General features: G+C 73.5%; 23 protein-coding genes. 12 read left to right on the forward strand and 11 right to left on the reverse strand.

All coding sequences use genetic code 11. The features are described 5' to 3' along the window. Positions 1–38 precede the first annotated feature (38 nt). The 5 genes from glgA (at position 39) to ACFYXA_RS04745 (ending at position 6,090) form a co-directional block, all read left to right on the forward strand. A complete protein-coding gene (gene glgA / locus ACFYXA_RS04725; RefSeq protein WP_389028139.1) occupies positions 39–1,238 on the forward strand; it encodes a glycogen synthase in 1,200 nt (399 codons plus the stop codon). 51 nt (positions 1,239–1,289) lie between these two features. Continuing rightward, on the forward strand, positions 1,290–2,510 hold the full coding sequence (gene glgC / locus ACFYXA_RS04730) for a glucose-1-phosphate adenylyltransferase (RefSeq protein ID WP_389028141.1): 1,221 nt from the start codon (positions 1,290–1,292) through the stop codon (positions 2,508–2,510). 102 nt (positions 2,511–2,612) lie between these two features. After that, the gene (locus ACFYXA_RS04735; protein ID WP_352251651.1) at positions 2,613–3,929 is read left to right on the forward strand and encodes a wax ester/triacylglycerol synthase family O-acyltransferase; all 1,317 of its coding nucleotides are present in this window, start codon (positions 2,613–2,615) and stop codon (positions 3,927–3,929) included. A 106-nt stretch (positions 3,930–4,035) separates the two neighbouring features. Beyond that, positions 4,036–5,547: an SDR family NAD(P)-dependent oxidoreductase gene (locus tag ACFYXA_RS04740; protein WP_351336808.1), complete on the forward strand. Its 1,512-nt coding sequence runs from the start codon at positions 4,036–4,038 to the stop codon at positions 5,545–5,547. 369 nt (positions 5,548–5,916) lie between these two features. Continuing rightward, positions 5,917–6,090 carry a hypothetical protein gene (locus ACFYXA_RS04745; RefSeq protein ID WP_351096346.1) on the forward strand — a complete coding sequence of 58 codons (174 nt, stop codon included), beginning with the start codon at positions 5,917–5,919 and terminating at the stop codon, positions 6,088–6,090. 70 nt (positions 6,091–6,160) lie between these two features. Here ACFYXA_RS04745 and ACFYXA_RS04750 read toward each other — a convergent pair whose 3' ends face one another. Next, positions 6,161–7,540, reverse strand: a complete 1,380-nt coding sequence (locus ACFYXA_RS04750; RefSeq protein WP_389028145.1) for an amidase — start codon at positions 7,538–7,540, stop codon at positions 6,161–6,163. Between the two features lie 190 nt (positions 7,541–7,730). Between ACFYXA_RS04750 and ACFYXA_RS04755 the strand changes: the two genes are divergently transcribed. Then, positions 7,731–8,489, forward strand: a complete 759-nt coding sequence (locus ACFYXA_RS04755) for an SDR family NAD(P)-dependent oxidoreductase (RefSeq protein ID WP_389029067.1) — start codon at positions 7,731–7,733, stop codon at positions 8,487–8,489. 73 nt (positions 8,490–8,562) lie between these two features. Here the strand turns inward: ACFYXA_RS04755 and ACFYXA_RS04760 are convergent, their stop codons facing one another. Next, on the reverse strand, positions 8,563–9,984 hold the full coding sequence (locus tag ACFYXA_RS04760) for a lipase maturation factor family protein (RefSeq protein WP_389028147.1): 1,422 nt from the start codon (positions 9,982–9,984) through the stop codon (positions 8,563–8,565). A gap of 149 nt (positions 9,985–10,133) precedes the next feature. Here ACFYXA_RS04760 and ACFYXA_RS04765 point away from each other — a divergent pair, with 149 nt between their 5' ends. The 3 genes from ACFYXA_RS04765 (at position 10,134) to ACFYXA_RS04775 (ending at position 15,043) form a co-directional block, all read left to right on the forward strand. After that, positions 10,134–12,248 carry a SpoIIE family protein phosphatase gene (locus ACFYXA_RS04765; protein WP_389028149.1) on the forward strand — a complete coding sequence of 705 codons (2,115 nt, stop codon included), beginning with the start codon at positions 10,134–10,136 and terminating at the stop codon, positions 12,246–12,248. 31 nt (positions 12,249–12,279) lie between these two features. Further along, entirely contained in the window at positions 12,280–13,143 is an 864-nt protein-coding gene (locus tag ACFYXA_RS04770) for an Fpg/Nei family DNA glycosylase (RefSeq protein WP_389028151.1), read from the forward strand. A 67-nt stretch (positions 13,144–13,210) separates the two neighbouring features. Continuing rightward, a complete protein-coding gene (locus tag ACFYXA_RS04775; protein ID WP_389028153.1) occupies positions 13,211–15,043 on the forward strand; it encodes a glycoside hydrolase family 15 protein in 1,833 nt (610 codons plus the stop codon). Positions 15,044–15,218: 175 nt separating this feature from the next. Here the strand turns inward: ACFYXA_RS04775 and ACFYXA_RS04780 are convergent, their stop codons facing one another. The 5 genes from ACFYXA_RS04780 to ACFYXA_RS04800 form a co-directional block, all read right to left on the reverse strand. Continuing rightward, positions 15,219–17,036 (reverse strand): caspase domain-containing protein, encoded by a 1,818-nt coding sequence (locus ACFYXA_RS04780; protein WP_389028155.1) that lies wholly within the window; start codon positions 17,034–17,036, stop codon positions 15,219–15,221. A 7-nt stretch (positions 17,037–17,043) separates the two neighbouring features. Further along, complete coding sequence (locus ACFYXA_RS04785; RefSeq protein ID WP_389028157.1) at positions 17,044–17,430, reverse strand: hypothetical protein; 387 nt, start codon at positions 17,428–17,430, stop codon at positions 17,044–17,046. A gap of 164 nt (positions 17,431–17,594) precedes the next feature. After that, positions 17,595–18,248: a zf-HC2 domain-containing protein gene (locus ACFYXA_RS04790; protein WP_389028159.1), complete on the reverse strand. Its 654-nt coding sequence runs from the start codon at positions 18,246–18,248 to the stop codon at positions 17,595–17,597. 141 nt (positions 18,249–18,389) lie between these two features. Further along, complete coding sequence (locus ACFYXA_RS04795) at positions 18,390–18,902, reverse strand: hypothetical protein (protein WP_389028161.1); 513 nt, start codon at positions 18,900–18,902, stop codon at positions 18,390–18,392. A gap of 149 nt (positions 18,903–19,051) precedes the next feature. Continuing rightward, a complete protein-coding gene (locus tag ACFYXA_RS04800) occupies positions 19,052–19,600 on the reverse strand; it encodes a sigma-70 family RNA polymerase sigma factor (protein ID WP_389028163.1) in 549 nt (182 codons plus the stop codon). Between the two features lie 221 nt (positions 19,601–19,821). On the opposite strand from ACFYXA_RS04800, the gene ACFYXA_RS04805 reads away from it, so the two are divergent. Beyond that, positions 19,822–20,970: a CapA family protein gene (locus ACFYXA_RS04805; RefSeq protein WP_389028165.1), complete on the forward strand. Its 1,149-nt coding sequence runs from the start codon at positions 19,822–19,824 to the stop codon at positions 20,968–20,970. A 52-nt stretch (positions 20,971–21,022) separates the two neighbouring features. Here the strand turns inward: ACFYXA_RS04805 and ACFYXA_RS04810 are convergent, their stop codons facing one another. Continuing rightward, a complete protein-coding gene (locus ACFYXA_RS04810; RefSeq protein WP_351096364.1) occupies positions 21,023–21,484 on the reverse strand; it encodes a universal stress protein in 462 nt (153 codons plus the stop codon). A gap of 167 nt (positions 21,485–21,651) precedes the next feature. Here ACFYXA_RS04810 and ACFYXA_RS04815 point away from each other — a divergent pair, with 167 nt between their 5' ends. Next, positions 21,652–22,491: a polysaccharide deacetylase family protein gene (locus ACFYXA_RS04815; protein WP_389028168.1), complete on the forward strand. Its 840-nt coding sequence runs from the start codon at positions 21,652–21,654 to the stop codon at positions 22,489–22,491. Positions 22,492–22,533: 42 nt separating this feature from the next. On the opposite strand, the gene ACFYXA_RS04820 is transcribed toward ACFYXA_RS04815, so the two are convergent. After that, on the reverse strand, positions 22,534–23,199 hold the full coding sequence (locus ACFYXA_RS04820; protein WP_352253715.1) for a class F sortase: 666 nt from the start codon (positions 23,197–23,199) through the stop codon (positions 22,534–22,536). Between the two features lie 347 nt (positions 23,200–23,546). On the opposite strand from ACFYXA_RS04820, the gene ACFYXA_RS04825 reads away from it, so the two are divergent. Beyond that, entirely contained in the window at positions 23,547–24,062 is a 516-nt protein-coding gene (locus ACFYXA_RS04825; protein ID WP_352253713.1) for a hypothetical protein, read from the forward strand. 75 nt (positions 24,063–24,137) lie between these two features. On the opposite strand, the gene ACFYXA_RS04830 is transcribed toward ACFYXA_RS04825, so the two are convergent. Together ACFYXA_RS04830 and ACFYXA_RS04835 are read right to left on the reverse strand one after the other, a co-directional pair. Further along, positions 24,138–24,902: a hypothetical protein gene (locus ACFYXA_RS04830; RefSeq protein WP_351096372.1), complete on the reverse strand. Its 765-nt coding sequence runs from the start codon at positions 24,900–24,902 to the stop codon at positions 24,138–24,140. 21 nt (positions 24,903–24,923) lie between these two features. Continuing rightward, positions 24,924–25,052, reverse strand: coding sequence for a hypothetical protein (locus ACFYXA_RS04835; protein ID WP_389028171.1), 129 nt, complete (start codon positions 25,050–25,052; stop codon positions 24,924–24,926). Positions 25,053–25,410 lie beyond the last annotated feature (358 nt).

Consider the following 25,410-nt stretch of genomic DNA (forward strand, 5'->3'; position numbering starts at 1 on the left):
ATGAAAGGGACCGGCCGCTTCAGAGATAGGGGTTCCGGGTGCGTGTGGGACTGCTGACCCGGGAGTATCCCCCGGATGTGTACGGCGGCGCGGGCGTCCACGTCGAGTTCCTCGCCCGCGAACTGCGGGAGCTCGTGGACCTCGACGTGCACTGCTGGGGCGAGGGTTCCGCCAAGGACAAGGCGGCCGGGGTGCGCCGTCACCGCCCCTGGTCCGCGCTCGACGGCGCCAACGACGCGCTGCGCACCTTCTCCGTCGACCTCGCCATGGCCGCCGCCCTCGAAGGCCGCGAGCTGGTCCACTCCCACACCTGGTACGCCAACCTCGCCGGACACCTCGCCCAGCAGCTCCACGGCGTCCCGCACGTGGTGACGGCGCACTCGCTGGAGCCCCTGCGCCCCTGGAAGGCCGAGCAGCTCGGCGGCGGCTACGCCCTGTCCGGCTGGGCGGAGCGGACCGCCGTGGAGGCCGCCGACGCCGTGATCGCCGTGTCCGGCGCGATGCGCGACGACATCCTCGGCTGCTACCCGGCGCTCGACCCCGAGCGGGTGCACGTCGTGCACAACGGCATCGACACCGCCCTGTACCGGCCCGACCACGGCACCGACGCGCTCAGCCGGATCGGCCTCGACCCGGACCGGCCGTTCGTGCTGTTCGTCGGCCGCATCACGCGGCAGAAGGGCGTGCCCCACCTGCTGCGCGCCGCCCGGCGCATCGACCCGGCGGCCCAGGTCGTGCTGTGCGCGGGCGCACCCGACACGCCCGAGATCGACCGCGAGTTCCGCGAGCTGTTCGAGGAGCTGAGCCGGTCCCGGGACGGCGTCCACTGGATCCCGCGGATGCTGCCGCGCCCCGATGTGATCCAGCTGCTGACCCACGCGGCCGTGTTCGTGTGCCCGTCGGTGTACGAGCCGCTCGGCATCGTCAACCTGGAGGCGATGGCGTGCGGCACGCCCGTCGTCGCCTCCCGGGTCGGCGGTATCCCGGAGGTCGTCGAGGACGGCGTGACCGGCGTGCTCGTCCCCCCGGACGGCGTGGACGCCGTGCACGGCGCGGCCGACGGCGGCGCATCCTTCGAGGCGGGCCTGGTCGCCGCGCTGGACGAGGTCCTCGGCGACCCGGGGAGAGCCCGCCGTATGGGTGAGGCCGGACGGGTCCGCGCGGTGGAACAGTTCGGCTGGGACGCCGTGGCCCGGCGCACCGTCCGGTTGTACGAGGAGATCCTCAAGCAGTCCTAGCTCCCCCGCCCGGGGGCAGCCGTCGATCAAAGCAGGGTGAGGGGAGCGGCCATGCGTCGTGGTGGGCCTTCGGTGCTCGGGATCGTCCTGGCGGGCGGAGAGGGCAAACGCCTGATGCCCCTGACCGCCGACCGCGCCAAACCAGCGGTCACCTTCGGCGGCACCTACCGGCTCGTGGACTTCGTGCTGTCCAACCTCGTCAACGCCGACATCCTGCGCATCTGCGTCCTCACGCAGTACAAGTCGCACTCGCTGGACCGGCACATCACCACCACCTGGCGGATGTCCAGCCTGCTCGGCAACTACATCACCCCCGTCCCGGCCCAGCAGCGGCTCGGCCCGCGCTGGTACCTCGGCAGCGCCGACGCCATCCTCCAGTCGCTGAACCTGGTCTACGACGAACGGCCCGAGTACGTGGCCGTGTTCGGCGCGGACCACGTGTACCGCATGGACCCGCGCCAGATGCTCGCCCAGCACATCGACAGCGGGGCGGGCGTGACCGTGGCAGGCATCCGCGTCCCGAAGTCGGAGTCCTCCGCCTTCGGAGTGATCACCCCGGGCTCGGACGGGCAGACGGTGGAGCGGTTCCTGGAGAAGCCCACCGACCCGCCCGGCCTCGCGGACGACCCCGAGTGCGTGTTCGCCTCCATGGGCAACTACATCTTCACCACCAAGGCCCTCATCGAAGCGCTCCAGCGGGACGCCGAGGACGAGCGGTCCGTGCACGACATGGGCGGCTCGATCCTGCCCCAGCTCACCGACCGGGGCGAGGCCCAGCTCTACGACTTCAGCGACAACCACGTGCCCGGGGAGACCACCCGCGACCAGGGCTACTGGCGGGACGTCGGCACGCTCGACGCGTACTACGACGCCCACATGGACCTGATCGCCGAGCGCCCGGCGTTCAACCTGTACAACCGCAGCTGGCCGATCTACACCCACTCGGGCCAGCTCTCCCCGGCCCGCTTCAACGCCGGCGGCATCGCCAGCGAGTCGATCATCAGCTCCGGCTGCCTGATCCGCGGCCAGGTCACCCGCTCGGTGCTCTCGCCCGGCGTCCTCGTCGATCCGGGGGCGGTGGTGCAGGGCTCGGTGCTGCACGACAACGTCCACATCGGCCGGGGCGCGGTGGTGCGCGGCGCGGTGCTGGACAAGAACGTCGAGGTCCCGCCGGGCGCGACCATCGGGGTGAACCCGGAACGCGACGCCGAGCTGTACACCGTGTCGCAAGGAGGCGTGATCGCCCTGGGCAAGGGCCGTCAGGTGTCGTGAACGTAATGCGGTGTTAACCGAGGGTAGTGCGATCATGCTTGACCGTGATCGTCCGAGAGTTGTTGACTGCTTGCCCATCCGTCCTCGACGAGAGGCAAGACCTTGACCGATCCGCTCACACCTCTCGACCTGGCGTTCTGGAATCTGGAGTCCCCCGCACACCCCATGCACCTCGGCGCGCTGGGCGTCTTCGCGGCGTCCTCGCCGACCGCGGCCGCCCACGCCGCCGATCTGCTCGCCGCCCGGGCGGCCGCCGTGCCCGGACTGCGCATGCGGATCCGGGACGTGTGGCAGCCGCCCGCCTTCGGGGGCGCGGTCCGCGAGCCCGACCCCGCCTTCGACCCCGGCGACCACGTGGTGCTGCATCCGCCCGCCGCCGACTTCCAGACCGCGGCCGGCCGGCTCATGGAACGCCCGCTGCGGCGCGAGCGGCCGCCCTGGGAGGCCCATGTGCTGCCGGGGGAGGAGGGCGGCGGCTTCGCCGTCCTGTTCAAGTTCCACCACGCCCTCGCCGACGGCCTGCGCGCCCTGACGCTCGCCGCCGCCATCCTGGACCCCATGGACCTGCCCGAGCGCAGGCCCCGCCCCGCCGAGCCGCCCCGGGGCCTGCTGCCTGACGTGCGCCGGCTGCCCGACCTGCTGCGCGACGCGCTGTCCGACGTGGGCCGCGCCCTCGACATCGGCGCCTCCGTCGCCGTGCACACCCTCGGCATGCGCTCCACCGCCGCGCTGACCGCCGCGCCCACCGGCACCCGCCGCACCGCCGGCGTGGTCCTCGACCTCGACGACGTGCACCGCATCCGCAAGGTCGTCGGCGGCACCGTCAACGACGTGCTGATCGCGATCGTCGCGGGCGCCCTGCGGCGCTGGCTCGACGAGCGCGGCGACGGCAGCGAGGGCGTCGCCCCGCGCGCGCTCATCCCCGTCTCCCGGCGCCGCCCGCGCAGCGCCCACCCGCAGGGCAACCGGCTCTCCGGATACCTGATGCGGCTCCCCGTCGACGAGAGCGACCCGCTGGACCGGCTCGGCGTGGTGCGCGCCGCGATGGACCGCAACAAGGACGCGGGACCCAACCGGGGCGCGGGCGCCGTCGCCCTGCTCGCCGACCACGTGCCCGCCCTCGGCCACCGGCTCGGCGGCCCCCTGGTCGGCCAGGCGGCCCGGCTCTGGTTCGACATCCTCGTCACCAGCGTGCCCCTGCCCGGCTTCGGCCTGAAGCTCGGCGGCAACCCGGTCACCGAGGTCTACCCCTACGCCCCCCTCGCCCGCGGCCAGTCCCTCGCCGTCGCGATCTCCACCTACCGCGGCCGGGTCCACTACGGCCTCGTCGCGGACGCCGAGGCCGTCCCCGACCTCGACCGCCTCGCCCGCGCCCTGTCGGAGGAACTGCGCACGCTCATCACGGCCTGCGACCCCTGAGGGGCCCTTCGCCCATTTGGAGGTGCGGCCCGGCGCTCCGTACACTTCCGCATTCGACAGCGGCCTCGGTCGGAGCGCCGCGCGGGTGAGCAGGGAACGCAGCGCGATGACGGTGACAGAGGACGGCCACGGCTCGGCGATCACGGACGCGGTCGTGGACGAGGTCGTGTACGGCCCCGGCATCGACCCGGAGCGACTCGCCGTCTGCCTCTCCGTGCTGGAGGAGCTCGACACGCTGGAGGTCGACCACCCCGACGCGATCGCCGTGCGCCGGGCCACCGCCGGGATCTACCGCACCGTCAAGCAGCGCCGCCGCCAGGAGCGCCGGGCCGCCAAGACCGCCCACGACAAGGCGGTCACCGAGGCCACGGCGACCGGCTCCGCCCAGCGCATCGACGACGAGACCGAGGGCCTGTTGCCCTCGTCGGTCACCGAGGAGGGCAGGGTCGCGGGGATACTCCAGCGCCCGCGCTCCTGCTACACCTGCAAGACCCGCTACGTCGAGGTCGACTACTTCTACCACCAGCTCTGTCCGGACTGCGCCCGCGTCAACCGCGCCAAGCGCGACGCCCGCGCGGACCTCACCGGCAAGCGGGCCCTGCTCACCGGCGGCCGCGCCAAGATCGGCATGTACATCGCGCTGAGGCTGCTGCGCGACGGCGCCCACACCACGATCACCACGCGCTTCCCCAAGGACGCCATCCGCCGCTTCAAGGCGATGGAGGACTCCGCGGACTGGATGCACCGCCTGGAGGTCGTCGGCATCGACCTGCGCGACCCGGCGCAGGCCGTCGCCCTCGCCGAGCAGGTCGCCGAGGCGGGCCCGCTCGACATCCTCATCAACAACGCCACGCAGACCGTACGGCGCCTGCCCACCGCCTACGCCGCCCTGGTCGACGGCGAGAGCGCCCCGCTGCCCGCCGGCGAGCTGCCCGCCCATCACGTCATCGGCGCCTTCAACTCCGGCGCGGTCGACGGCCTCGCCGCGCTGCCGCTCGGCACCAGCGGCATGGACGCGCAGCAGGTCGCCGACCTCGCCCTCGTCGCCGGCAACGCCAGCGTCGCCCGGCACCTCGACGGCACCGCCATCGACGCGGGCGGCCTGGTCCCCGACGTCGTGGACACCAACACCTGGGTGCAGACCATCGAGCAGATCTCCCCGGTGGAGCTGCTGGAGACCCAGCTGTGCAACTACACCGCGCCGTTCATCCTGATCAGCAGGCTCCGCCCGGCCATGGCCGACGCGGCGCGCAAGGCGGCGAGCGGGCGCGCCTACGTCGTGAACGTCTCCGCGATGGAGGGCGTCTTCGGCCGCGGCTACAAGGGGGCCGGCCACCCGAACACCAACGCCGCCAAGGCCGCGATGAACATGGTGACGCGCACCAGCGCCCAGGAGATGTTCCAGACCGACGGCATCCTCATGACCTCCGTCGACACCGGCTGGATCACCGACGAGCGCCCGCACTTCGACAAGCTGCGCCTCGCCGAGGAGGGCTTCCACGCCCCGCTCGACCTGGTCGACGGCGCGGCCCGCGTCTACGACCCGGTCGTCCGCGGCGAGGAGGGCGAGGACGTGTACGGCGTCTTCCTGAAGGACTACGCGCCCGGCAAGTGGTGACCCGCACCCGCCGGACGTCGCCCGCGTAGACCGTTCGGGTGAGGCCCGGCGGGCGCCGGAGCGGTTCCAGGGACGTCGTTCGTATGCGGGCGACAGGGCCCGACGGCCATGTTTGCCCCAAAACTTCGAGCGCTATCGAGCGGCCCCCCGCTCATTTGGCTAGTCTGTAGCGGACGGACAGCAACACGGAGTGCCACCCACACCCACGGTCCGTCATGGGACAGCCGGCTCATCACGGCCCTGCACCCCTTCGAGTAGACCGGCGCCACCGCGTCCTTGACTGCCTTCAGACAGCCCCCGGGACGCGACCGGCGGACGGCGAAGCGGCCGGCACGCCCCGAGGGTGACCCGACACATAAGGAGTGCGCGGTGACACCGGATACGACGAATCGCGAGCAGCGCCCCAAGGACCGCACGGAGCGCGCGGGCCGCCGGCCAGGAGAACTCGGAAGCCTCGACGTGTGGGCCCGTTCCGCCCCCATCCGTCTGGCGGGCTACGAGGAAGACCTCGCCGAGCCCCACATCCTGCCCAGCGTCGACTGACCCGGACGGGATCTCGCGATCGCCTGCCGCAGGGGTGTGCGTGCGCCACACCCCTGCGGCCCGCGTGGACTCAAGTGAGCGGCGCCATCCGCGTCCAGGGCCGCAGCTCCTCCAACTGCTCGGCCAGCGCCAGCAGTTCGCTCTCCGTGCCGGGCCGCCCCACCAACTGCACAGCGGTGGGCGCCCCCGAGGGCAGCGTCCCGAACGGCACCACCGCAGCGGGCCAGCCGGTCAGGTTCCAAGGCGGCGTCAGCGGCGAGTAGTTGGTGTTCACCAGCAGATTGCTCAGCCAGCCCCGCTCGTGCCACGGCCCCGCCTTGGGCGAGCGACGCGCGAGCGCCGGCGTGAGCAGCACGTCGTACTCGGCGAAGAACGGCTCCAGCCGGCGGCGCAGTTCCTCCCGCGCGGTCCCGCCGCGCACCCCGGCCAGGAAGCGGCGGCCGACGGCCGCGTGCACCCGGGTGCGCCGGGCCAGCAGCCGGGAGTCCAGGCCCTGCGCGTCCACGGCCGTGCCCGCCGTCCAGTGCGCGAGCGAGGTGAGGCCCAGCGACAGCGGGTACGGCGGATCGGCCCGCCGCACCCGGTGACCGGCCCCCGTCAGCGCCCCGGCCGCCTCGCGCGCCGCCCGCACGTACGGACCGCTCACCGAGACGCCGGGCAGGGGACTGCGCACGGAGACGGCGATCCGGCGCGGCTCCCGCCGCCCGGGCCCGGCGACGCCGGCTCCGGCCCCGGTCCCAGTCCTTGCGTCGGTGTCGGCGTCGGCCAGGACCGACAGCATCAGCCGGGCGTCCGCCACCGTCGTCGCCAGCGGGCCGTTCTCCGACATCCCGAACCAGTCGCCCTCGCCGATCCCCGCCGGCACCACCCCGTGCCCCGGCTTCACCGTGAACAGGCCGCAGTTGGCGGCCGGAATGCGCAGGGAGCCCATGCCGTCGTTGCCGAGCGCGAGGGGAACCATCCCGGCGGCCACCGCCGCCGCGCTGCCGCCGGACGAGCCGCCCGCCGTGCGCGAGGTGTCCCAGGGGTTGCGGGAGACGCCGTGGACGCCCTCGGTGGTGCCGAAGACACACAGCTCCGGCACGTTCGTCAGTCCCACGACCACCGCGCCGGCCGCGCGCAGCCGGGCCACCGTGACATGGTCCTCCCCGGCGGGCGCGTCCGGCGTCGCGGCGGAGCCGACCCGGGTGGCCTCACCGCGTACGGCGAGGTTGTCCTTGACCGCCACCGGCACTCCGGCCAGCGGCAGTTCGGCGAGGTCGGCACGGGCGGCCACCTCGTCGGCCTCGGCGAGCGCGGCCTTCGCCCGCACCACACGGAACGCCCCGATCCGGCCGTCCAGCCGCTCGATCCGGGCGAGATGCGCGGCCACCGCCTCACGCGGCGTGACCCGCTTCTCCCGTACGGCGGCGGCGATCTCCACGGCGGTCCGTCCGGCCCACTCGGTCACTGGCGCTCCCTCGATGTGCGGTGCCCTCGCGCGGCACCCGGTGCTACTCGCGAGTACGTGTGGGGAGAACTGTGCCCGCTGCCCCGCGTCCCGTCGAGAGGGGCCGGCCGGGGCGAACCGTTCCTCCGCCTCTGCCGGTGCAGGGTGTCGCGGCGCACCACCGGTCTGGTATCCATGCGGCATGGCACGCATGAGCGAGTTCGAGGGGATCGCCGCCCTGGTGACCGGCGGCGCCTCCGGCATCGGCCGGGCCACCGCCGAACTGCTGGCCGAGCGCGGCGCCCGGGTCGCCGTCCTCGACCTCGATCCGACGGGAGTCAAGCCGCCGCTGTCCGGCCACCGCGCCGACCTCGCCGACGACGCCTCCGTGCGCGCGGCCGTCACGGCCGCCGCCGCCGAACTGGGCGGGCTGGACGTGCTGGTCAACAACGCGGGCGTCGGCGCCCTGGGCACCGTCGAGGACAACGACGACGCCGAGTGGCACCGCGTCCTGGACGTCAACGTCGTCGGCATGGTCCGGGTGACCCGCGCCGCCCTCCCGCACCTGCGCCGCTCCGCGCACGCGGCGATCGTCAACACCTGCTCCATCGCCGCCACCGCCGGACTGCCCCAACGGGCGCTCTACAGCGCAGCCAAGGGCGCCGTGTACTCCCTCACCCTCGCCATGGCCGCCGACCACGTCCGCGAGGGCGTCCGCGTCAACTGCGTCACCCCGGGCACCGCCGACACCGCCTGGGTATCCCGGCTGCTCGACGCCGCCGACGACCCCGTCGCCGAGCGCGCCGCCCTGGAGGCCCGCCAGCCCCTCGGCCGCCTGGTCAGCGCCGCCGAGGTGGCCGGCGCCATCGCCTACCTGGCCAGCCCTCTGTCCGGCGCCACCACCGGCACCGCCCTCGCCGTCGACGGCGGCGTGCAGGGCCTGCGGCTGCGCCCGCCGACCGCCCGGTGACCACCCTCGGCCGCGCCGCCCTCCATCCGCCGCTCCGACACCGCGCCGTACGACGGGACCTGCGAGACACGCCCTACGGCCGGTGAACCGTCGTCGACAGCCGGGTCGGCGGCAGGTACTCGCGCACGAACGTGCGCTCCCAGCAGGCCCCGGTCTCCCGCAGTTCGCGCCAGGTCGTGTACCGGTAGCGGAAGAGACGGGCGCGGACGTGACGCGGGGGCGTGCCGGGCGGGAACGGTGAGCGGCGCAGCAGTCTGAGGGTGTCGCGGTCGCCCTCCAGGAGCCGTTCCACCAGCGCGCCGAACCAGGAGCCGGCGTAGGCGGGGGAGAGCGCGGCGAACCACATCATCCAGTCCAGCCGCAGATGGTAGGGGGCGAACTGGCGCGGCCAGCGCCGGGGATCGCCCGGCTTGCCCCGGAACTCGTACTCCCGCCAGTCGGAGTCCTCCCGGGGCGTCTCGTCGAGCGTGCCCTCGACGACCACCTCGTAGCGGACGCGGCTGACGCTGCCGAACGCGCCGTAGGTGTTGACCAGGTGCAGCGGGTCGAACGAGCGGTTCATGACCTGCCCCCGGGAGAGCATGTTCAGCACCGGGCGGTGGCTGAGGAACAGCAGGAACGCGGCGACGGCCAGCACCACCACGACGTACCACAGCGGGGCCTCGGGCACGGGCGGCGGATCGGCGGGCAGGGCGAGCGCGGGCGCGGCCAGCACCACGGTGATCCAGTTCAGCCAGGAGAAGTTGCCCGACAGCACCAGCCACAGCTGGGTGAGGATCATCAGCGCGGCGGCCGCCGTCGCCACCGGCTGGGGCGTGAACAGCAGGAAGGGCACGACCAGTTGGGTGACGTGGTTGGCGGCGACCTCCACCCGGTGCAGCGGCTTCGGCAGATGGTGGAAGAACCAGCTCAGCGGGCCCGGCATGGGCTGCGTCTCATGGTGGTGGTCCAGGCAGGTCAGCTTCCGCCAGCAGGGATCGCCCCGCATCTTGATCAGGCCGGCGCCGAACTCCACCCGGAACAGGATCCAGCGCAGCCCGAACAGCACCACCACCGGCGGCGCCACCTCGTCGTTGCCGAGGAACACCGCGAGGAACCCGGTCTCCAGCAGCAGCGACTCCCAGCCGAAGCCGTACCAGGTCTGGCCGACGTTGACGATCGACAGGTACAGCGCCCACGGCGCCAGCCACAGCAGCATCGCGCCCCACAGCGGCAGCGAGCCGTCCAGCCCTGCGAGCAGCGCCGCCGACAGCGCGCAGCCCGTCCAGGCGCACAGCGCGAAGAACCGGTCGGAGTAGTGCCAGTGGAACAGGCTCGGCGCCCGCCGGAACGGCACCCGCCCGGTGAAGCGCGGCACCGGCAGCATCCCCCGCTCGCCCATCAGCGCCCTGAACTGCAGGGCCGCCGTCAGGAACGCGACGAGGTACACGCCGGCCAGGGCCCGCTGGAAGACCAGCCGGCTCGTCCAGTACTCGGGTGCGGTGAACCAGTCCACGGCCGTACGGCTCCCTTCTTCCCGCCCGCCCCCGTTCACGGCGCGTGTTCCTCGCCAGGGCCTGGGTAACCCGGGGCCCGGGCCCGCGCAAGCCGGGACGTTGCCCCACCCCACTCGAAGATTCGGACAAATGCTGGCAAGGTAGGCCCATGGTTGATCGGGGAGCGAGCGAGCTGTCCCTCCCGAACGACTGGCCCACCCACCCGGATCCGATCCTGGCCCTCAACCGCATGGGCGGCTTCGACTGGGACCTGGACGCCGGGCTGTTCCACATGGACGCCCGCGCCCACGACATCTTCGACGTGCGTCCCGACGAATACGACGGCCGGCCGGAGAGCCTGGCCCCGCGCATCCCGGCGGCCGAGGCCATCCGCCTGGACGCCCTGGTGGCCCAGGCCATCAAGGACGGCAGCGAGAACTACGGCGTCTACTTCCGGATGCGGCTGCGTGACGGCCGGCTGCGCTGGACCCACACCCAGGGCTACATCCGGCGCGACGACACCGGACGCCCCCGCCGCATCATCGGCATCGTCCGCGACGCCACCGACGAACTGCGCGACCTCGCCGCCCGCCGGGACGAGGCCGCCCTGGACGACGCACGGCGCGAGCAGACCAACGTCGTCCAGCTCACCACGGCCGCCCTGGCGCACGCCCGAACCGTGCAGGACGTCATCGACGTCCTCAAGGACACCCACGGCCTCACCCACCTGGGCGCGACCAGCCTCGTCATGGGCCTGGTCGAGGCCGGCCGCATCCGGCTGATCGCCGAGGGCCCCGAGGGCAGCTTCGTGCCCGGCACCCTCGTCACCGGCATCGACGAGCCGTACCCGATGAGCGAGGTCGTGCGCACCCTCACCCCCCGCTTCATCGAGTCGCCGGACGAGTTCGCCGCCGGCTACCCCAGGCTGTGGCCGCACCTCACCGACCTGGAGATCACCTCGGCCGCCTACCTGCCGCTCATCGTCCAGGCCCGGCCGATCGGAGCGGTGGGCCTCCTCTACAGCGACCGGGAGGGCTTCACCCCCGAGGAGCGCAACATCCTCGTCGCCCTCGGCAGCAGCATCGCCCAGTCCCTGCAACGGGCCATGTTCTACGAGCAGGAGAAGGACATCGCCCAGGGCCTCCAGCAGGCCATGCTGCCGCGCAGCATCCCCAGCGTGCCCGGCGCCGACGTCGCCGTCCGCTACCGCGCCGCCACCATCGGCGGCTCCCTCGGCCGCGACATCGGCGGCGACTGGTACGACCTGATCCCGCTGCCCGGGGGCGACTCCTCCCGGGGCGGCCGGGTCGGCGCCGTCATCGGCGACGTCCAGGGCCACGACACCCACGCCGCCGCCGTCATGGGCCAGCTGCGCATCGTGCTGCGCGCCTACGCAGCCGAGGGACACACCCCGGCCACCGTGATGGCGCGCGCCTCCGTCTTCCTGCACGAACTGGACACCGACCGCTTCGCCACCTGCCTGTACGCCGAGGCCGACCTGTCCACCGGAGTGGTCCAGATGGTGCGGGCCGGCCACATCGACCCGCTGGTCCGCGGCGCCGACGGCGTCTGCCGGCGGGTCTCCGTGCCCGGCGGGATGCCGCTCGGCCTGTCCGCCGAGTTCCGCAGCCTGGAGTACCCGGTCACCACCCTCGAACTCGACCCCGGGCACACCCTGCTGCTGTGCACCGACGGGCTGGTCGAACAGCCCGGCGCCGACCTCGACGACGGCATGCGCGCCCTCATCGAGCTGATCGCCGAGGGCCCCGCCGACGTACGAGGACTCGCCGACCGGCTCATCGAGGTCGCCGAGGAACGCGGCGGGGACGACGACGTGGCCCTTCTGCTGCTGCGCAGGCGCGGCGCGGACACCCCGCCCGGCGGCGGCCGGCTCCAGCAGCACGTCGCGCCCGGCGACCCCGAGGCCCTCGCCGGTGCCCGGCACATGATCCGCGCCGCCGTGCGCGCCTGGGGCGGCGGTGAGCGCTCCGACGAGATGGAACTGGTCGCCGACGAACTCGTCACCAACGCCCTGATGCACACCGAGGGGGCCGCGATCGTCACCCTGCGGGTCCTCGTCGGCGAGGGCCGCCGGCTGCGGGTCGAGGTCGAGGACTCCTCCAGCGCCCTGCCGCGCCGCCGCGAGGCGGGCGTGTCGGGCGTCTCCGGGCGCGGCCTGCTCCTGGTCGACCTGCTCGCGGACGCCTGGGGTGTGGAGGCGCGCGGCGGCGGCAAGTGCGTGTGGTGCGAGTTCGACGTCCCGCCGGGCGCGGAGCGGACCTGAGGACCCGGCCTTGCGGTGGCACTCTGGACCTATGCCGGAACTGCCCGAGGTCGAGGCGCTCAGGGACTTCCTCACCGAGCACCTGGTCGGCCACGAGATCGTACGCGTCCTGCCCGTCGCGATCAGCGTCCTGAAGACCTACGACCCGCCGCTGACGGCCGTCGAGGGCCGCCGGGTCACCGCTGTGCGCCGGCACGGCAAGTTCCTCGACCTGTCGACAGACGACGGCCTGCACCTCGTCACCCATCTGGCCCGCGCCGGCTGGCTGCAGTGGAAGGACCGCCTTCCCGACGGCCCGCCCCGGCCGGGCAAGGGCCCGCTCGCCCTCAGGGTCGCCCTGGAGACCGGCGAGGGCTTCGACCTCACCGAGGCCGGGACGCAGAAGCGCCTCGCCGTCCACCTCGTCCGGGACCCGCGCGAGGTGCCCGGCGTGGCCCGCCTCGGCCCAGACCCGCTCGCCGCCGACTTCGACGAGCAGCGCTTCGCCGGCCTCCTCGCGGGCGAACGCCGGCAGCTCAAGGGCGCCCTGCGCGACCAGAGCCTGATCGCCGGCGTCGGCAACGCCTACAGCGACGAGATCCTGCACGCCGCGCGGATGTCCCCCTTCAAACTGGCCGCCTCCCTCACCCCGGAGGAGGTCCACGTCCTCTACGAGGCGCTGCGCACGACGCTCACCGAGGCCGTCGAACGCTCACGGGGCCTGGCGGCCGGACGGCTCAAGGCGGAGAAGAAGAGCGGCCTGCGCGTCCACGGCCGCACCGGCGAGCCCTGCCCGGTCTGCGGCGACACCATCCGCGAGGTCTCCTTCAGCGACTCCTCGCTGCAGTACTGCCCCACCTGCCAGACGGGCGGAAAGCCACTGGCGGACCGCAGGATGTCCCGTCTGCTGAAGTAACCGGGGCGACCTACCATGAAATGCAAGGTCTTCTTTCTCCCTGAAACGAAACGGTAGGGAGGCCGGCATGGAGTTCGGGAACGGATTCGGGCAACTGGACGACTCGCGCTACGTGCCGATCTCCGAGCACGGCCTGATCGGTGACCTTCGCACCGCCGCGCTCGTCGGGACCAACGGCACCATCGACTGGTACTGCTGCCCGCGCTTCGACGCACCGAGCGTGTTCGCGTCCATCCTCGACGCCGACCGGGGCGGATCGTTCGAGCTCGCCGCCGACGTCCCTGCTCGCACCCGCCAGTTCTACTTCCCCGACACCAACGTGCTGATCACACGGTTCTACGCCACCGACGGCGTCGGTGAGATCCAGGACTTCATGCCGGTCGCCGACGAGTCGAGCGAGGAAGCCCGGCACCGGCTGATCCGGCGGGTGGTCTGCGTCCGGGGCACCCTGCCCTTCCGAGCGCGGATCGCCCCCCGATTCGGCTACGGCGCCGAACCGCACACCGCACGCGCCCTAGCCCACGAGGCCGTCTTCGAGTCCCCGTCGCTCTCGCTGGCCCTGACCTCCACCGCGCCCCTCGAAAGCGACGGCACGGACGTGCGGTCGCATTTCAAACTCCGCGAGGGCGAATCCATGGTCTTCGCCCTCGACCGGATCAGCGACGACGTCCACCCACTGGCCTGCCCGCGCGCCGAGGCGCAGGCGCAAGCCGAGGCGACGGTCCGGTTCTGGCGCCACTGGCTGGGCCGCTCGCGCTACCGCGGCCGGTGGCGGGAGACGGTGCACCGCTCCGCGCTGGCGCTGAAGCTGCTCACCTACGCGCCGACCGGTGCGATCGTGGCCGCGCCGACAACCAGCCTGCCCGAGCGGGTCGGCGGTGAGCGCAACTGGGACTACCGGTACGTGTGGGTCCGCGACGCGGCCTTCTGTGTCTACGCCATGCTCCGCCTGGGCTTCACTTCGGAGGCCGAGGCGTTCATGGGATTCCTCTCCGACCGGGGCATCGCCCGGGGCACCGGTCCCACCGGCCCGCTGCAGATCATGTACGGCATCGACGGGCGCAGAGACCTGCCCGAGTCCGAGCTCTCCCACCTCGAGGGGCACCTGGGCTCCGCTCCGGTGCGGGTGGGAAACGCCGCCACCGGTCAGCTCCAACTGGACATCTACGGAGCGCTGATCGATTCCGTCTACCTCTACGACAAGTGGGGGCAGCCCATCAGCAGCGATCACTGGGACGAGGTCAGTGCCGTCGCGGACTGGCTCTGCGACCACTGGGATCAGCCCGACGAGGGCGTCTGGGAGACGCGGGGCGGCCGGAAGAACTTCGTCTACTCGCGGCTGATGTGCTGGGTGGCGCTCGAACGTGCCATCCGGATGGCCAACCGCCGCGGCCTGCCGGCCGATCTCCCGCGCTGGCAGCGGAACCGGGACGCGATCTACCGCCAGATCATGCGCGAGGGCTGGTCGGCCGGACGCGGGGCGTTCGCACAAGAGCTGGGCAGCAACGTCCTCGACGCGTCCGTGCTGATGATGCCGATGGCCAAGTTCATCGCGCCCACCGACCCCAAGTGGCTCTCGACCCTCGATGCGCTCACCTCGGATCTGGTCTCCGACTCGCTGGTCTACCGCTACGATCCGCAGGCCAGCCCGGACGGCCTGCACGGCGCCGAGGGCACGTTCTCGATCTGCTCCTTCTGGTACGTCGAGGCGCTCACCCGCGCCGGACGCCTGGAGGAGGCCCGGCTGGCCTTCGAGAAGATGCTCACCTACGCCAACCACGTCGGCCTCTACGCCGAGGAGATCGGCCGGACCGGAGAACAACTCGGCAACTTCCCCCAGGCGTTCACCCACCTCTCGCTGATCAGCGCAGCCGTCAACCTCGACCGCGCCCTCGGCTGAACCCGCCGGCGCCCGCTGGCGGGGAACCCAGCGCCACTACAGCAACCGGACTGACGCCATCCGCCTGGCGGCGAGCCTCCAGGGGAGCTGCCCCCGTCCGCCGCCGGCCATGGGCGTTGCGGACGCGGAGAAGCGCGCGGCGACCCTGGAGGGCCGCTGTCGAGTCCAGTCGGTCTCACCAGTACTTGTTGACGATCGGATACGCGACCACCGCCAGCAGCGCCAGGATCAGCGCCGGGATCGCCGGCAGTCTCGCCGTCCACGCCAGCGACCGCGTCATGCCCGGCGCCGACGGAGGCCGTCGGGTGGGAGGCGCGGTCAGGGCGTGCCGGGCCAGCGCGCCGAGGACCAGGGCGCCCACCGCCGTGGCCAGGGCGACGGCGAGCGTCGTCGCGATGCCGAACGCGCCGAGGTGCTCACCGAGGTCTCCGCCCTGGCGTCTGAGATCGGCGGCGGCCTTGGCCTTCACGCCGGCCCGCACCACCGCGCCCACGGAGACCAGGGCCAGCACCAGCGCCGCGCCCGCGAGCAGCGGGGCGCGCGCGGAGGAGCGCGGCGCCGCCGGCCGGGGCGTCGTGGGCGGGGGCGTCGCCGGCGGGTGCGGCGGCCGCCCGGGTGCCGCGGGCGAGGCCGGTGACACCGTCGAGGCCGTCGGCATCGACACGGTGGGCGGCGACTGCGCAGGCGGGGGCGGCGGGGGCGGCGAGGGAGGGGTGGGAGGTGCGGGCGGCGGCGCCTGGGTCGGCTGGATCTCCGCCTCGACGCGCAGTACCGCCTCGCCGGCGGCCCCCTTCAGCAGGAGGTCGCCGACGAGACGACCCGGCGTGGACGTGTCGATGCTCACGTCCAGCCCCTCGCGGGTCTCCTCGGTCCGCATCCAGTCGCCGGCGGGATGCGCGGTGCAGCTCCGGGCCAGCGGCGGGCCGAGCAGCTGGACGCCGCGGTGCGGCGCGGCCGAGCCCTGCGGCACCCGGCCGAAGTCCAGCCGTACCGGGTCGCTCCGCAGCTCGGTCCTGGCCAGGGCCCGCCGCGCCTCGTCCGCGACCACCCGGATGTCGTTCTGCTCGATCTCCTCCAGGGCCAGGCGCGCCCCCAGCGCCAGGGAGAGGTCGGGGCTCTCCACGCACGTGTGCAGCTCGGCGACGGCCCCCAGGCGGGCGTAGAAGTTCGGGTCCTCCATCGCGGCACGCAGCGCCGGAGGGATCTTGCGGGGCACGACGCGCCGCCGGCGGCTGTGCGCCAGGTACACGTCGCCCTGCATGTCGACGGTGCGGCCCGGGGTCTGGTGGGGGTTGCGCTGCCGTACGTGGTCGAAGACGTACTCGTACAGTTCGTCGAGGGAGATCTCGCCGTCCGCGTCGAGGTCGGCCTCGCCGCTGGTGAGGCCCTCGACGACCGCGTGGGTGAACAGGGAGGGGCGCGGGGCGGCGCCCTCGGCCAGTTCGGCGCCCTCGAAGGCGTACTCCATGGCGTCGGAGGCGGTGATCACGGCCCAGCCCCGGCCACCGCCCAGCTTCTCGCCGGCGAAGGAGTCCAGGACGTGCAGGTCGCCCCCGGCCCGCACGCTGGAGGAGCCCCGCGAGAAGGCGCCGCCGTAGCAGCAGTCGAGGAAGAGCACGGTGCGGCGGGCCCGGGTGCGGGTCATGCAGTGGCGGACGAACGCGGCGGAGACCGCGGTGGCCTCCAGCAGCCGCGGTTCGGTGTCGCGGGCGGCGAAGTACAGGTGGCCGGACTCGCTCTTCAGGCCGTGGCAGGAGAAGTGCAGCATCAGCGTGTCGTCGCGCCGGCCGTCGGAGAAGAAGCGTTCGACGGTCCGCCGGATGGCGTGCGCGGGCTCGTTCCTCAGCACGTCCACGTCGAAGTCGCCGACCTGGGGATCGCCGAGGACCTCCGCGAGCGCGACGGCGTCCTGCGCGGGCGCCCTCAGCTGCCGCAGCCCCCCGTCCTCATAGCGGTCGTTGGCGACGATCAGGGCATGCCGGGGCCGGTCCATGGAGTGTTCACGTCCCGGCGGTGGAATGGCGGCGGACGAACAGGTCGAAGGCCTCCGTCACCTGTTCGGTCGTCGCCTCGGAGATCTCCAGGACGTCGTCGTCCATGGTCAGCCTGAGTGAGGGGCGGGACTCGCCGCAGCGGGCGCGCCATGCGCGGACGGCGCTCAGCACCTGCGTCAGCGCGCCGGCGGTGCTGCCCAGGCTCACCAGGAGGGCGCCGATGGTGTCGATGCCCACGGCCCGTGCGCCGGGCGGGGGCTCGCCGCCGGGGACGGCTCTCACGTCGTCCACGTCGAGTCGCAGGAGTTCCTCCCGCAGACAGCCGGTCAGCCAGTCGACGTCCTCGGCGTCGGCGCCTTCCTCGGTCAGGAGGATCCGCAGGGTGTTCTCCACCGGACAGCCCCTTCTCGGCAAGGTGCTCGCGGGGTGGCGGCGCGGGGCCGGATCGCCGGTGGCGGTGAGGCGTGACGACGGCTCCGCGTCCCTCACACCAGTCTCCGCCGTCGCCCGGACGGCCGCAAATCGCGTCCGGGGCTTCGACTGGCCCTGATCCAGGGCTACTTGCCGTTCAGGCGGACCAGGGGCTCGCCGGACATCGTGCGGACCTCGTACCAGGCGACCTCGTCGGGATGGCGGGCGCCGCCGCCCTGCATCGTGTTGGGGCGGGCGTCCTGCCGGGGGACGGTCCAGCTGGTGATGGTCTCCTCCGTGCCGTCGTGGCCGATGGCGACCAGGTGGCAGGCGCGCGGTCCGGCCGCGTCCTTGACCTTCAGCTCGACGTGGCTGCCGTAGACCTCGTCCTCGATGGTGACCTCGGCCCACACGCCGGTCTTCTCGTCGGTGGCGGCGACCCGCACCGAGTCGTCCCCGCCGCCGCCCGCCGTCATGGCCAGCGCGGGGGCGGCGAGCGCGATCACCACCGAGGCGGCGACGGCGTACAGCAGCCGGCGGCGGACGGCCCGGTGCCGGGTGGCCACCTCGGCCAGGAGCTTGTCGAGCATCCGGGGGCCGGGCCCGGCGAAGGGGTGCACCGTGCGGGGCGTCGCCCGCCGGTACAGCATCATCTGCCGGGTGGTGGGGCCGAACTCGGTGACCTGTGCCGCGCATTGAGGACACTCCATGAGGTGGTCCTCGAAACGGAAGGCCTCCGCCTCGTCCAGCACGCCGAGCGCGTACGCGGCGACGTCGCGATGCCTCTCCAGGGACCTCATGCCGAAACCTCGTGCCGTTGGGTGCCAGTGGGGTTACTCCTTGCTCCCACCGGTACGCACCCGGCAGCCGAATCACTCAAGGCCCGTACCAAATCGTGACCCAGTCATTCGGAGCGGCCGGGCCCGCGGATTGGTCGGAATCTAAAAAAGATGGATGGCGAGATGGCCGAGGGGCAGTCCGAGCTGCCACGCAGGGGTCCACACCTTGGGTCCCTCGTCCTCGCCGGCCCCCGGCGGGCCGCCCGGCACGGCGTTGAGGTCGGGGGCGAGCAGCTCGGTCTCCTCCAGCCAGCGCCAGGCCGCCGCGGCCAGTTCGAGATCTGGTGCGGGAGCGTCCGACTCGGCTGCCAGCAGGGTGAGTTGGGCCATCCGCTCGGCCACCCAGTCCTGCCACGGCTGGTCGTAGGCGGTCAGCGAGAGCCAGGTCTCCAGCTGGGTGACGACCCGGATGCCGGAGAGTTCGCCGTCGGTGTCGGACAGGAAGATGGTGAGCGCCAGAGCGTCGCGCCCGGCACGGAACTCGAAGGACGTCGGCGGCATCAGATCGCCGGTCCGCAGCAGTTCGTCGGCGATGTACTCGGCGTACAACCAGGCCATGGGGACGGTCAGTTCGCCGTCGGCGCCGTCCGTGCTCTGATGACCTCTGTGCTGCATCCCTTCCTGCCTTCCTCCGGTGCGAGCGCGTCACCCGATGCCGGGGCCCGGGGCGACGGGCCCCCTCGGGAACACGGATAAGGACACCCGATTACTCAACAGGGGCCCTCGGCAAGGCGCTTTACGGAGGCTTGACCCGTCCGTGGGTTTCAGCCCAGGTCGGCCGCGTATCCCGGTAGCACCCGGCGCAGGGCGCGCAGCGCGTAGTACGCGCGGGACTTCACGGTACCGGGCGGAATGCCGAGGGCTTCGGCGGCCTCCGCCACACTGGCCCCCTGGAAATACACCAGCACCAGGACTTCACGGTGCTCCGGAGTGAGGGTCTTCACAGCCTCGCGCACATCGAGGGTCGCGACGGCCCGCTCGGCGTGGTCGGCGCACACCGGGGCGTTCTCCAGCACCGCGTCCCCGACCTCGGCCGGCCGGGCCTGCCGGGCCCGCCGCGCGTCGATCGCTAGCCGCCGGCCGACGGTGAGCAGCCAGGGCCGGACGGAGTCGAACGCGTCGGCGCGCAGCGCCTCGGGGTGCTGCCAGGCGCGCACCAGGGTCTCCTGCACGAGGTCCTCGGCGCGCTGGCGGTCGCCGTCGCACAGCCTCAGCAGCAGCGCGAACAGCGGCCTGCCGTGCTCGCGCTGGAGTGCGGCGAGCTCGTGCTCGGCGGTCGTCGTCGGGGCGATGAGGGTGGCCGGTGCCGTCATGGCCGTATGCCACCCCAGGCCGGCCGGAAGGGACAGGCCGCGCACACGGGTCTGCGACGGACGGTCGATCGCGTCGACGAACGGTTCGACGAACGGTCCGGGCTACGCCGATCGCGCGCATCGCGCCGGACGCCGGGAGTGCCGGACCCTACGTATCCCGTACATGAATTACTAGTAATACGTGCTCACATATGACAATTCATGGAAAACGGGGTGATCCGGTGATCGGCCGCAGACATCTGGTGGCCCTGGTCCTGACCGGGGTCCTCACCGCGGCGGCCGCCTGCCAGGCCGACGCCCGCCGGCCCGCCGCGCGCGCCGGACGGCCGGCCCCCACCGCCACCGCCCGCACCTTCACCCTCGTCGCCTCCGGGGAGGTCGTCCCGCACACCTCGGTCATCGAACGGGCCCACGCCGACGCCGGCGGGACCGGCCACGACTTCCGCCCCATGTTCGAAGGCGTGCGCGCCCTCGTCTCCGGCGCCGACCTGGCCCTGTGCCACATGGAGACCGTGTACGGCGCGAACGGCGCCTACAGCGGCGAAACCCCCTTCAGGTCCCCGCCCGAGATCGCCGACGCCCTCGCCGCCACCGGCTACGACGGCTGCTCCACCGCCTCCGAACACAGCCTCGACGACGGCCCCGACGGCGTCCGCCGCACCCTGGACGCCCTCGACGGCGTCGGCGTACGGCACGCGGGCACCGCCCGCACCGAGGCCGAGGCGAACGGCGTCACCCTCCTGCCCGCCGGGCCCGCGCGCGTCGCCCACCTCGCCTACACCCACGACGCCGGCGGCAACCCCGTGCCGCCGGACCGCCCCTGGACCGTCAGCCGCATCGACGAGAACCGGATCGTCGCCGACGCCAGAGCCGCCCGCCGGGCGGGCGCCGACGTGGTCGTGGTCTCCCTCCACTGGGGCACCGAGTGGCAGGAGACGCCGGACCGGCGGCAGATCGCCCTCGTCAAGGCGCTCACCGCCTCCCGCACCGGCGGCCGCCCCGACATCGACCTCATCCTCGGCACCCACGCCCATGTCCCGCAGCCGTACGAGAAGGTCAACGGCACCTGGGTCGTGTACGGCATGGGGGACCAGATCGCCGGCCAGATGCTCCGCGGCGGCCTGCCCGAACCGCGCGCCGGCCAGTCCAGCGTGGCCCGCTTCACCTTCACCCGGCCCGCCCGGCCCGGCGGCCGCTGGGAGGTGACGAAGGCCGCGTTCGTCCCGTACGTCTACGACCTCGACGCCGGCCGCACCGTCGACCTCGACGAGGCCCTCGCCCGGGGCGCCGACGTCCAGGGCGTCCGCGACCGCATCCGCAGCGTCGTCCTCAGCCGCGGAGCGGCCCAGCAGGGACTGACGGCGGGGTAGACCACGCGTGGTGAGCGGCCGCCGCGTGGGCAGCGGCCGCCACGCAGCGTCTCTACGGCACCACCGTCACCGGCCAGCGCCCCGCCCTCACCAGGCGTACCGCCACCGAGCCCACCAGCCGGTGGCCGGCCTGCTCCGAGGCGCCCACCACCACCGCGTCGGCCTTCAGCTCGTCCGCGGCCCGCACCAGGCCCGAGTAGGGGTCGCCGCGGAACGTGTGGAACTCCCAGCGCACCTCGAACAGCCCCCGGTGCCGCTCGGCGGCCTCCCTGATCTGCGCCACGATGTCCTCGGCGATCTCCTCGGAGACCTCCGCGACCGGCGCCCCGAGCACCGCGCCCGCCGCCGTCACCGGCTGCACGTACACCACGGCGAGCAGCGCGTGCTGACGCCGCGCCAGACCCCCCGCGTAGGCGGCGGCCCGCAGGGAGGAGTCGGAGCCGTCCACGCCGGCCACGATCACCTTCGGCCCGTCCGTGCCCCGTTCGAATCCCTGTTCCCGATGCTCCGTCACGCCCCGAGGCTATCCACACCCGGCCCGCGCCGGACCCGCCGGGGTCGTCCAGCGTGGCGGCGCACCGCGCCCACGATGCCGCCCGACGCTGGGCCGGGCGGGTGGAATCGGCGGGCGGCGCGGTGTCGTTGGAGAGCGTCGGGCGCCGGACGGGCGACTGATGGGGCATGCAGAAGGATCAGTTCTTCACACGGCGCCGGCTGCTGATCGCCGGGGTCGCCGCCGCCGGGGCGGCCGGCGCGGCCGGCCTGTTCCCGGGGGACTCCGGCGACGCGCCGCGCCGCCCCGCCCCTCCCGCCGCCGGCGCCCCCGCCCGCCGGCCGCCGGCGAAGCCCTCCGCCCACCGCCTCCAGCCGCTCACCGGAGACGGCCCGCCGCCCACCGCGCCCCGCCGCCCGCCCGTGCGGCACGCCCCGCTGCTCAGCGTCCCCGCCCGCGGCCGGACCATGGTGCTGACCTTCGACGACGGCCCCGACCCCCGCTACACCCCCGACATCCTGGACACCCTCGCCGAGTACGGCGTCCCCGCGACGTTCTTCGTGTGCGGGGAGATGGCCGCCGCCCACCCCGGCCTGCTGGCCCGGATGGCCGACGAGGGCCACGTCGTCGGCAACCACACCTGGTCCCACCCTCTCCTCACCCGGCTCAGCCGCCGCCGCATCCGCTCCGAGATGTCCCGCACCTGCGACGTCATCGAGGACGCCTACGGCGCGCGCCCCCGCTGGTTCCGCGCCCCCTACGGGGCCTGGAACCGCGCCGCCTTCCAGCTCGGCGCCGAACTCGGCATGGAGCCCCTCGCCTGGACGCTCGACACCCTCGACTGGGCGGGCCCCGGCGCCCACACCATCGTGGACCGCGTCGAGGACGGCGCCGCCCCCGGCGTCGTGGTGCTCTCGCACGACGCCGGGGGCGACCGCACCGCGAGCGTCCACGCCCTGCGCGACTACCTCCCGCGGCTCCTCGACTCCGGCTACCACCTCACCGTGCCCCGCCGCACCTGGGCATAGCCCAGGACCTCGCCGGGCGCGCCCGCCCGGCCGGGGACTCGCTCAGCGGACCTCGGCCAGGCGGGCGAAGGCGACCACGTTGCCGTCGTACCCGTTCGCCTTGGAGAAACCGCCGCCGCAGGTGATCACCCGCAGTTCCGGCGCGCCCTTGGAGGCGTACACCCGGTCGCCGGGGAAGTCGTTCTTCGCGAACACCTCCACGCCGTAGATCTCGAACACCGCGGTCTTGCCGTCCCGGCGCGGGATCTCCACACGGTTGCCCTGCTTCAGGGCGCCCAGCCCGTAGAACACCGCCGGCCCCTGGTGGTTGTCGACATGGCCGACGACGACGGCGGTCCCCTTCTCGCCCGGCGAGACGGCGCCGGTGAACCAGCCGGCCAGGTTGGGGTCCTCGGGCGGCGGCGCGCCCACCCAGCCGTCCGGGTCCAGACCGACCGCCATGACGGGGGCGTCGACGCTGATGGCGGGGATGCGCACCCGGTCCGGCTCGGCGTACGGCAGCGCCTGGGGAGCGCCGCCGAGGACGCTCTGGGCGCCGGCATCGGCGGCGGCCGCCGAAGCGGGCTGCGGCGGGCCCATGTCGAACTCGCCCGAACCGTTGCGGATGAGCGCGAGGCCGGTCAGCAGCACCAGCGCTATCACCCCCCAGGGCGCGCGCTTCCTGGGCCGCTCCTCCTCTTCCTCCGTGGACAGCCCGTACCCGTACATTCGCCATCCCCTTCCGGCGCGGCCGTCGCCACGTCCTTTCGCGCACACGACAGCGCGTGTACGGCAACGCTAAGCGCCGTCCGGGAAACCGGCGACGGGGCGGGGAGCGAACGGGTGGCGGGCGGATTTCGCGTGCGCCATCCGAGGTCCGGCCGGGAGGAAATTTCTGACGGTCCGTGACCTGCGGCGATATCCGTTCGGGCGTATCTCGCCCGGCGTGTCCTCTCACCGGGACGGACCATCGCCGAAATGCGGCTGCCCGCACGGCATCTGAGGGTCTATTCGGGAGGCGTTCACTCGCCGACAGACCGGGGACGGGTCCCGGGACGCCTTCCGCGGAGGAGCACATGCGTACGACTCGTCTTCTGCGGGCCTCGGCGGTCTCGGCCGCCGTGGCCGCCGCTCTCTCGACGGCCGCCCCGGCGGCCGTCGCGCGGGACGGCATCCCCATCAGCCCCAGCACCCCCAGCAACATCCTCGCCCTGCCCAGCGTCATCGCCCGGGGCGGTCAGCTGACCATCACCGTGGACGGCTGCCCCACCGGCGGCACCATGAGCTCCAGCGCGTTCCGGATCGCCAACCTGACGCCGTTCCCCGGCGTCAGGGGGTCCTCCAAGGGCGTGGCGGCCGTCGACATCAACGCGAGCCCCGGGCCGCACGGCATCACCATCAACTGCAACGGACGCACCCTGAGCAACCCGGCCGCCTTCTCCGTCATCGGCGGCGTCCGCGGCGGCCTCGGCGGCAGCACCTCCGACGGCGCCACCCCGACCGACGTCGCCGTCGGCGGCGGCCTCGTCACCGCGGCCGTCGTGGGCGGCGGACTGTTCTGGATGCGCCGGCGCGCCGAGCGCCGGGCCTGAGCACCGCGCGCCGTCCCCCGCGGCAGGGGACGGCGGCGGCGCGGAGTCCGCCGCCGTCCCCTGCCGGACGTCGGGTCAGTTCCCGGCGCCCGGGAAGAGATACAGGAAGGGCTCGGCCGAGGCGGTGACGCCCCGGCTGTAAGGGGCGTCGAAGTCCCAGATCAGAAAGAGCAGGAAGGCGATCAGGGCGGAGAACAGCCCCGCCAGGACCAGTTCCCGGGCGGTGCGCCGGATCTGCAGCGCGAAGATCATGCCGATGGTGATCACACCGCCGACGATCAGCCCGAACCACACCACGCCGGGCATGGTCGGCCCGGTGGAGTCGGCGCGGGAGTTGCGCGCCTGGTCCGCCGCGGCCATCTGGTCCAGGAGCGGCTGGTAGGCCTGCGCCTCGAAGTCGGACGCCGGCCGGTAGTCGGTGACGTCCACGCGGACCTGCCGCAGGAGCGCGTCGCCGCGCGCGGTCACCTGACCCTCGTCCGCCATGCTCCGCCACTCGGTGGTGACGACGTGTCCGACATAGGCGTTGACATCCGCTCGAATCCGGTCACGGACGTCCGCCGGGTACACCCGCACCCGTTCCGAGATCTCGTGCAGCGCCTGCGCCTCCGCCTGGACGTGGTCCTGGGCGGCGCTGCGGGCCTCCCAGACGCCCGCGATGGCCAGACCCAGGACGATGGCGTAGACGACGCCGATCCACATCGTCATGTACTCGATGACGTCCGGGGTCTCGGAGGGGTCCTCGTCCTCGGCCGCCCTGCGGTGCCGGACGAGGGTGATGACGACCACCACCGCGCAGGCGGCGAGCATCGCGAGGGTGAGAACAAGCCATTCCGGCAAGAGAAGCCTCCAGGGCGGGCGTCAGCGGGGCCGCAGCGCGGCGACGGCGATCACCGCGGGCAGGGCGACGAGCAGGAGATAGGTGACCGGTGACCGGCCGCCGCGGGCGGGCCGCTGGTGCGCCGGAGCGTGGTACGCGGGGTAGTGCACGGGGGTCACCGGGGGAGCGGGGGGTCGGGGCGCCGGCTTCGGCGGCGGCGGGGGCGGCGGTGCCGGCGCGAGCGGTGGCATCGGCGGTGCGGGCGTGGGTGGCGCCGGCGCCGGGCGTCTCGGCGCCGGCGGTGCGGGCGGGGGCGTCGGGCGGGCCTTCGGGGGAGGGGGCGGTTCCGGGAGCGGGACCGGCTCGGGCTCGGGGACGGGCTCCGGCGCGGGTTCGGGAGGCGGCGTCGGCGAGCAGGACGGTTCCGGTTCGGGCTCGGGCTCCGGCGGGGGCGGTGTCGGGCACCCCGGTGGGGCCGGCCACGCATGGCTGCCCGCGACCGCCACCGCCACGGCGCCGTCCGGTCCG

Origin of the sequence: Streptomyces sp. NPDC002566, from assembly GCF_042889585.1 — a bacterium.
Classification (GTDB): domain Bacteria; phylum Actinomycetota; class Actinomycetes; order Streptomycetales; family Streptomycetaceae; genus Streptomyces.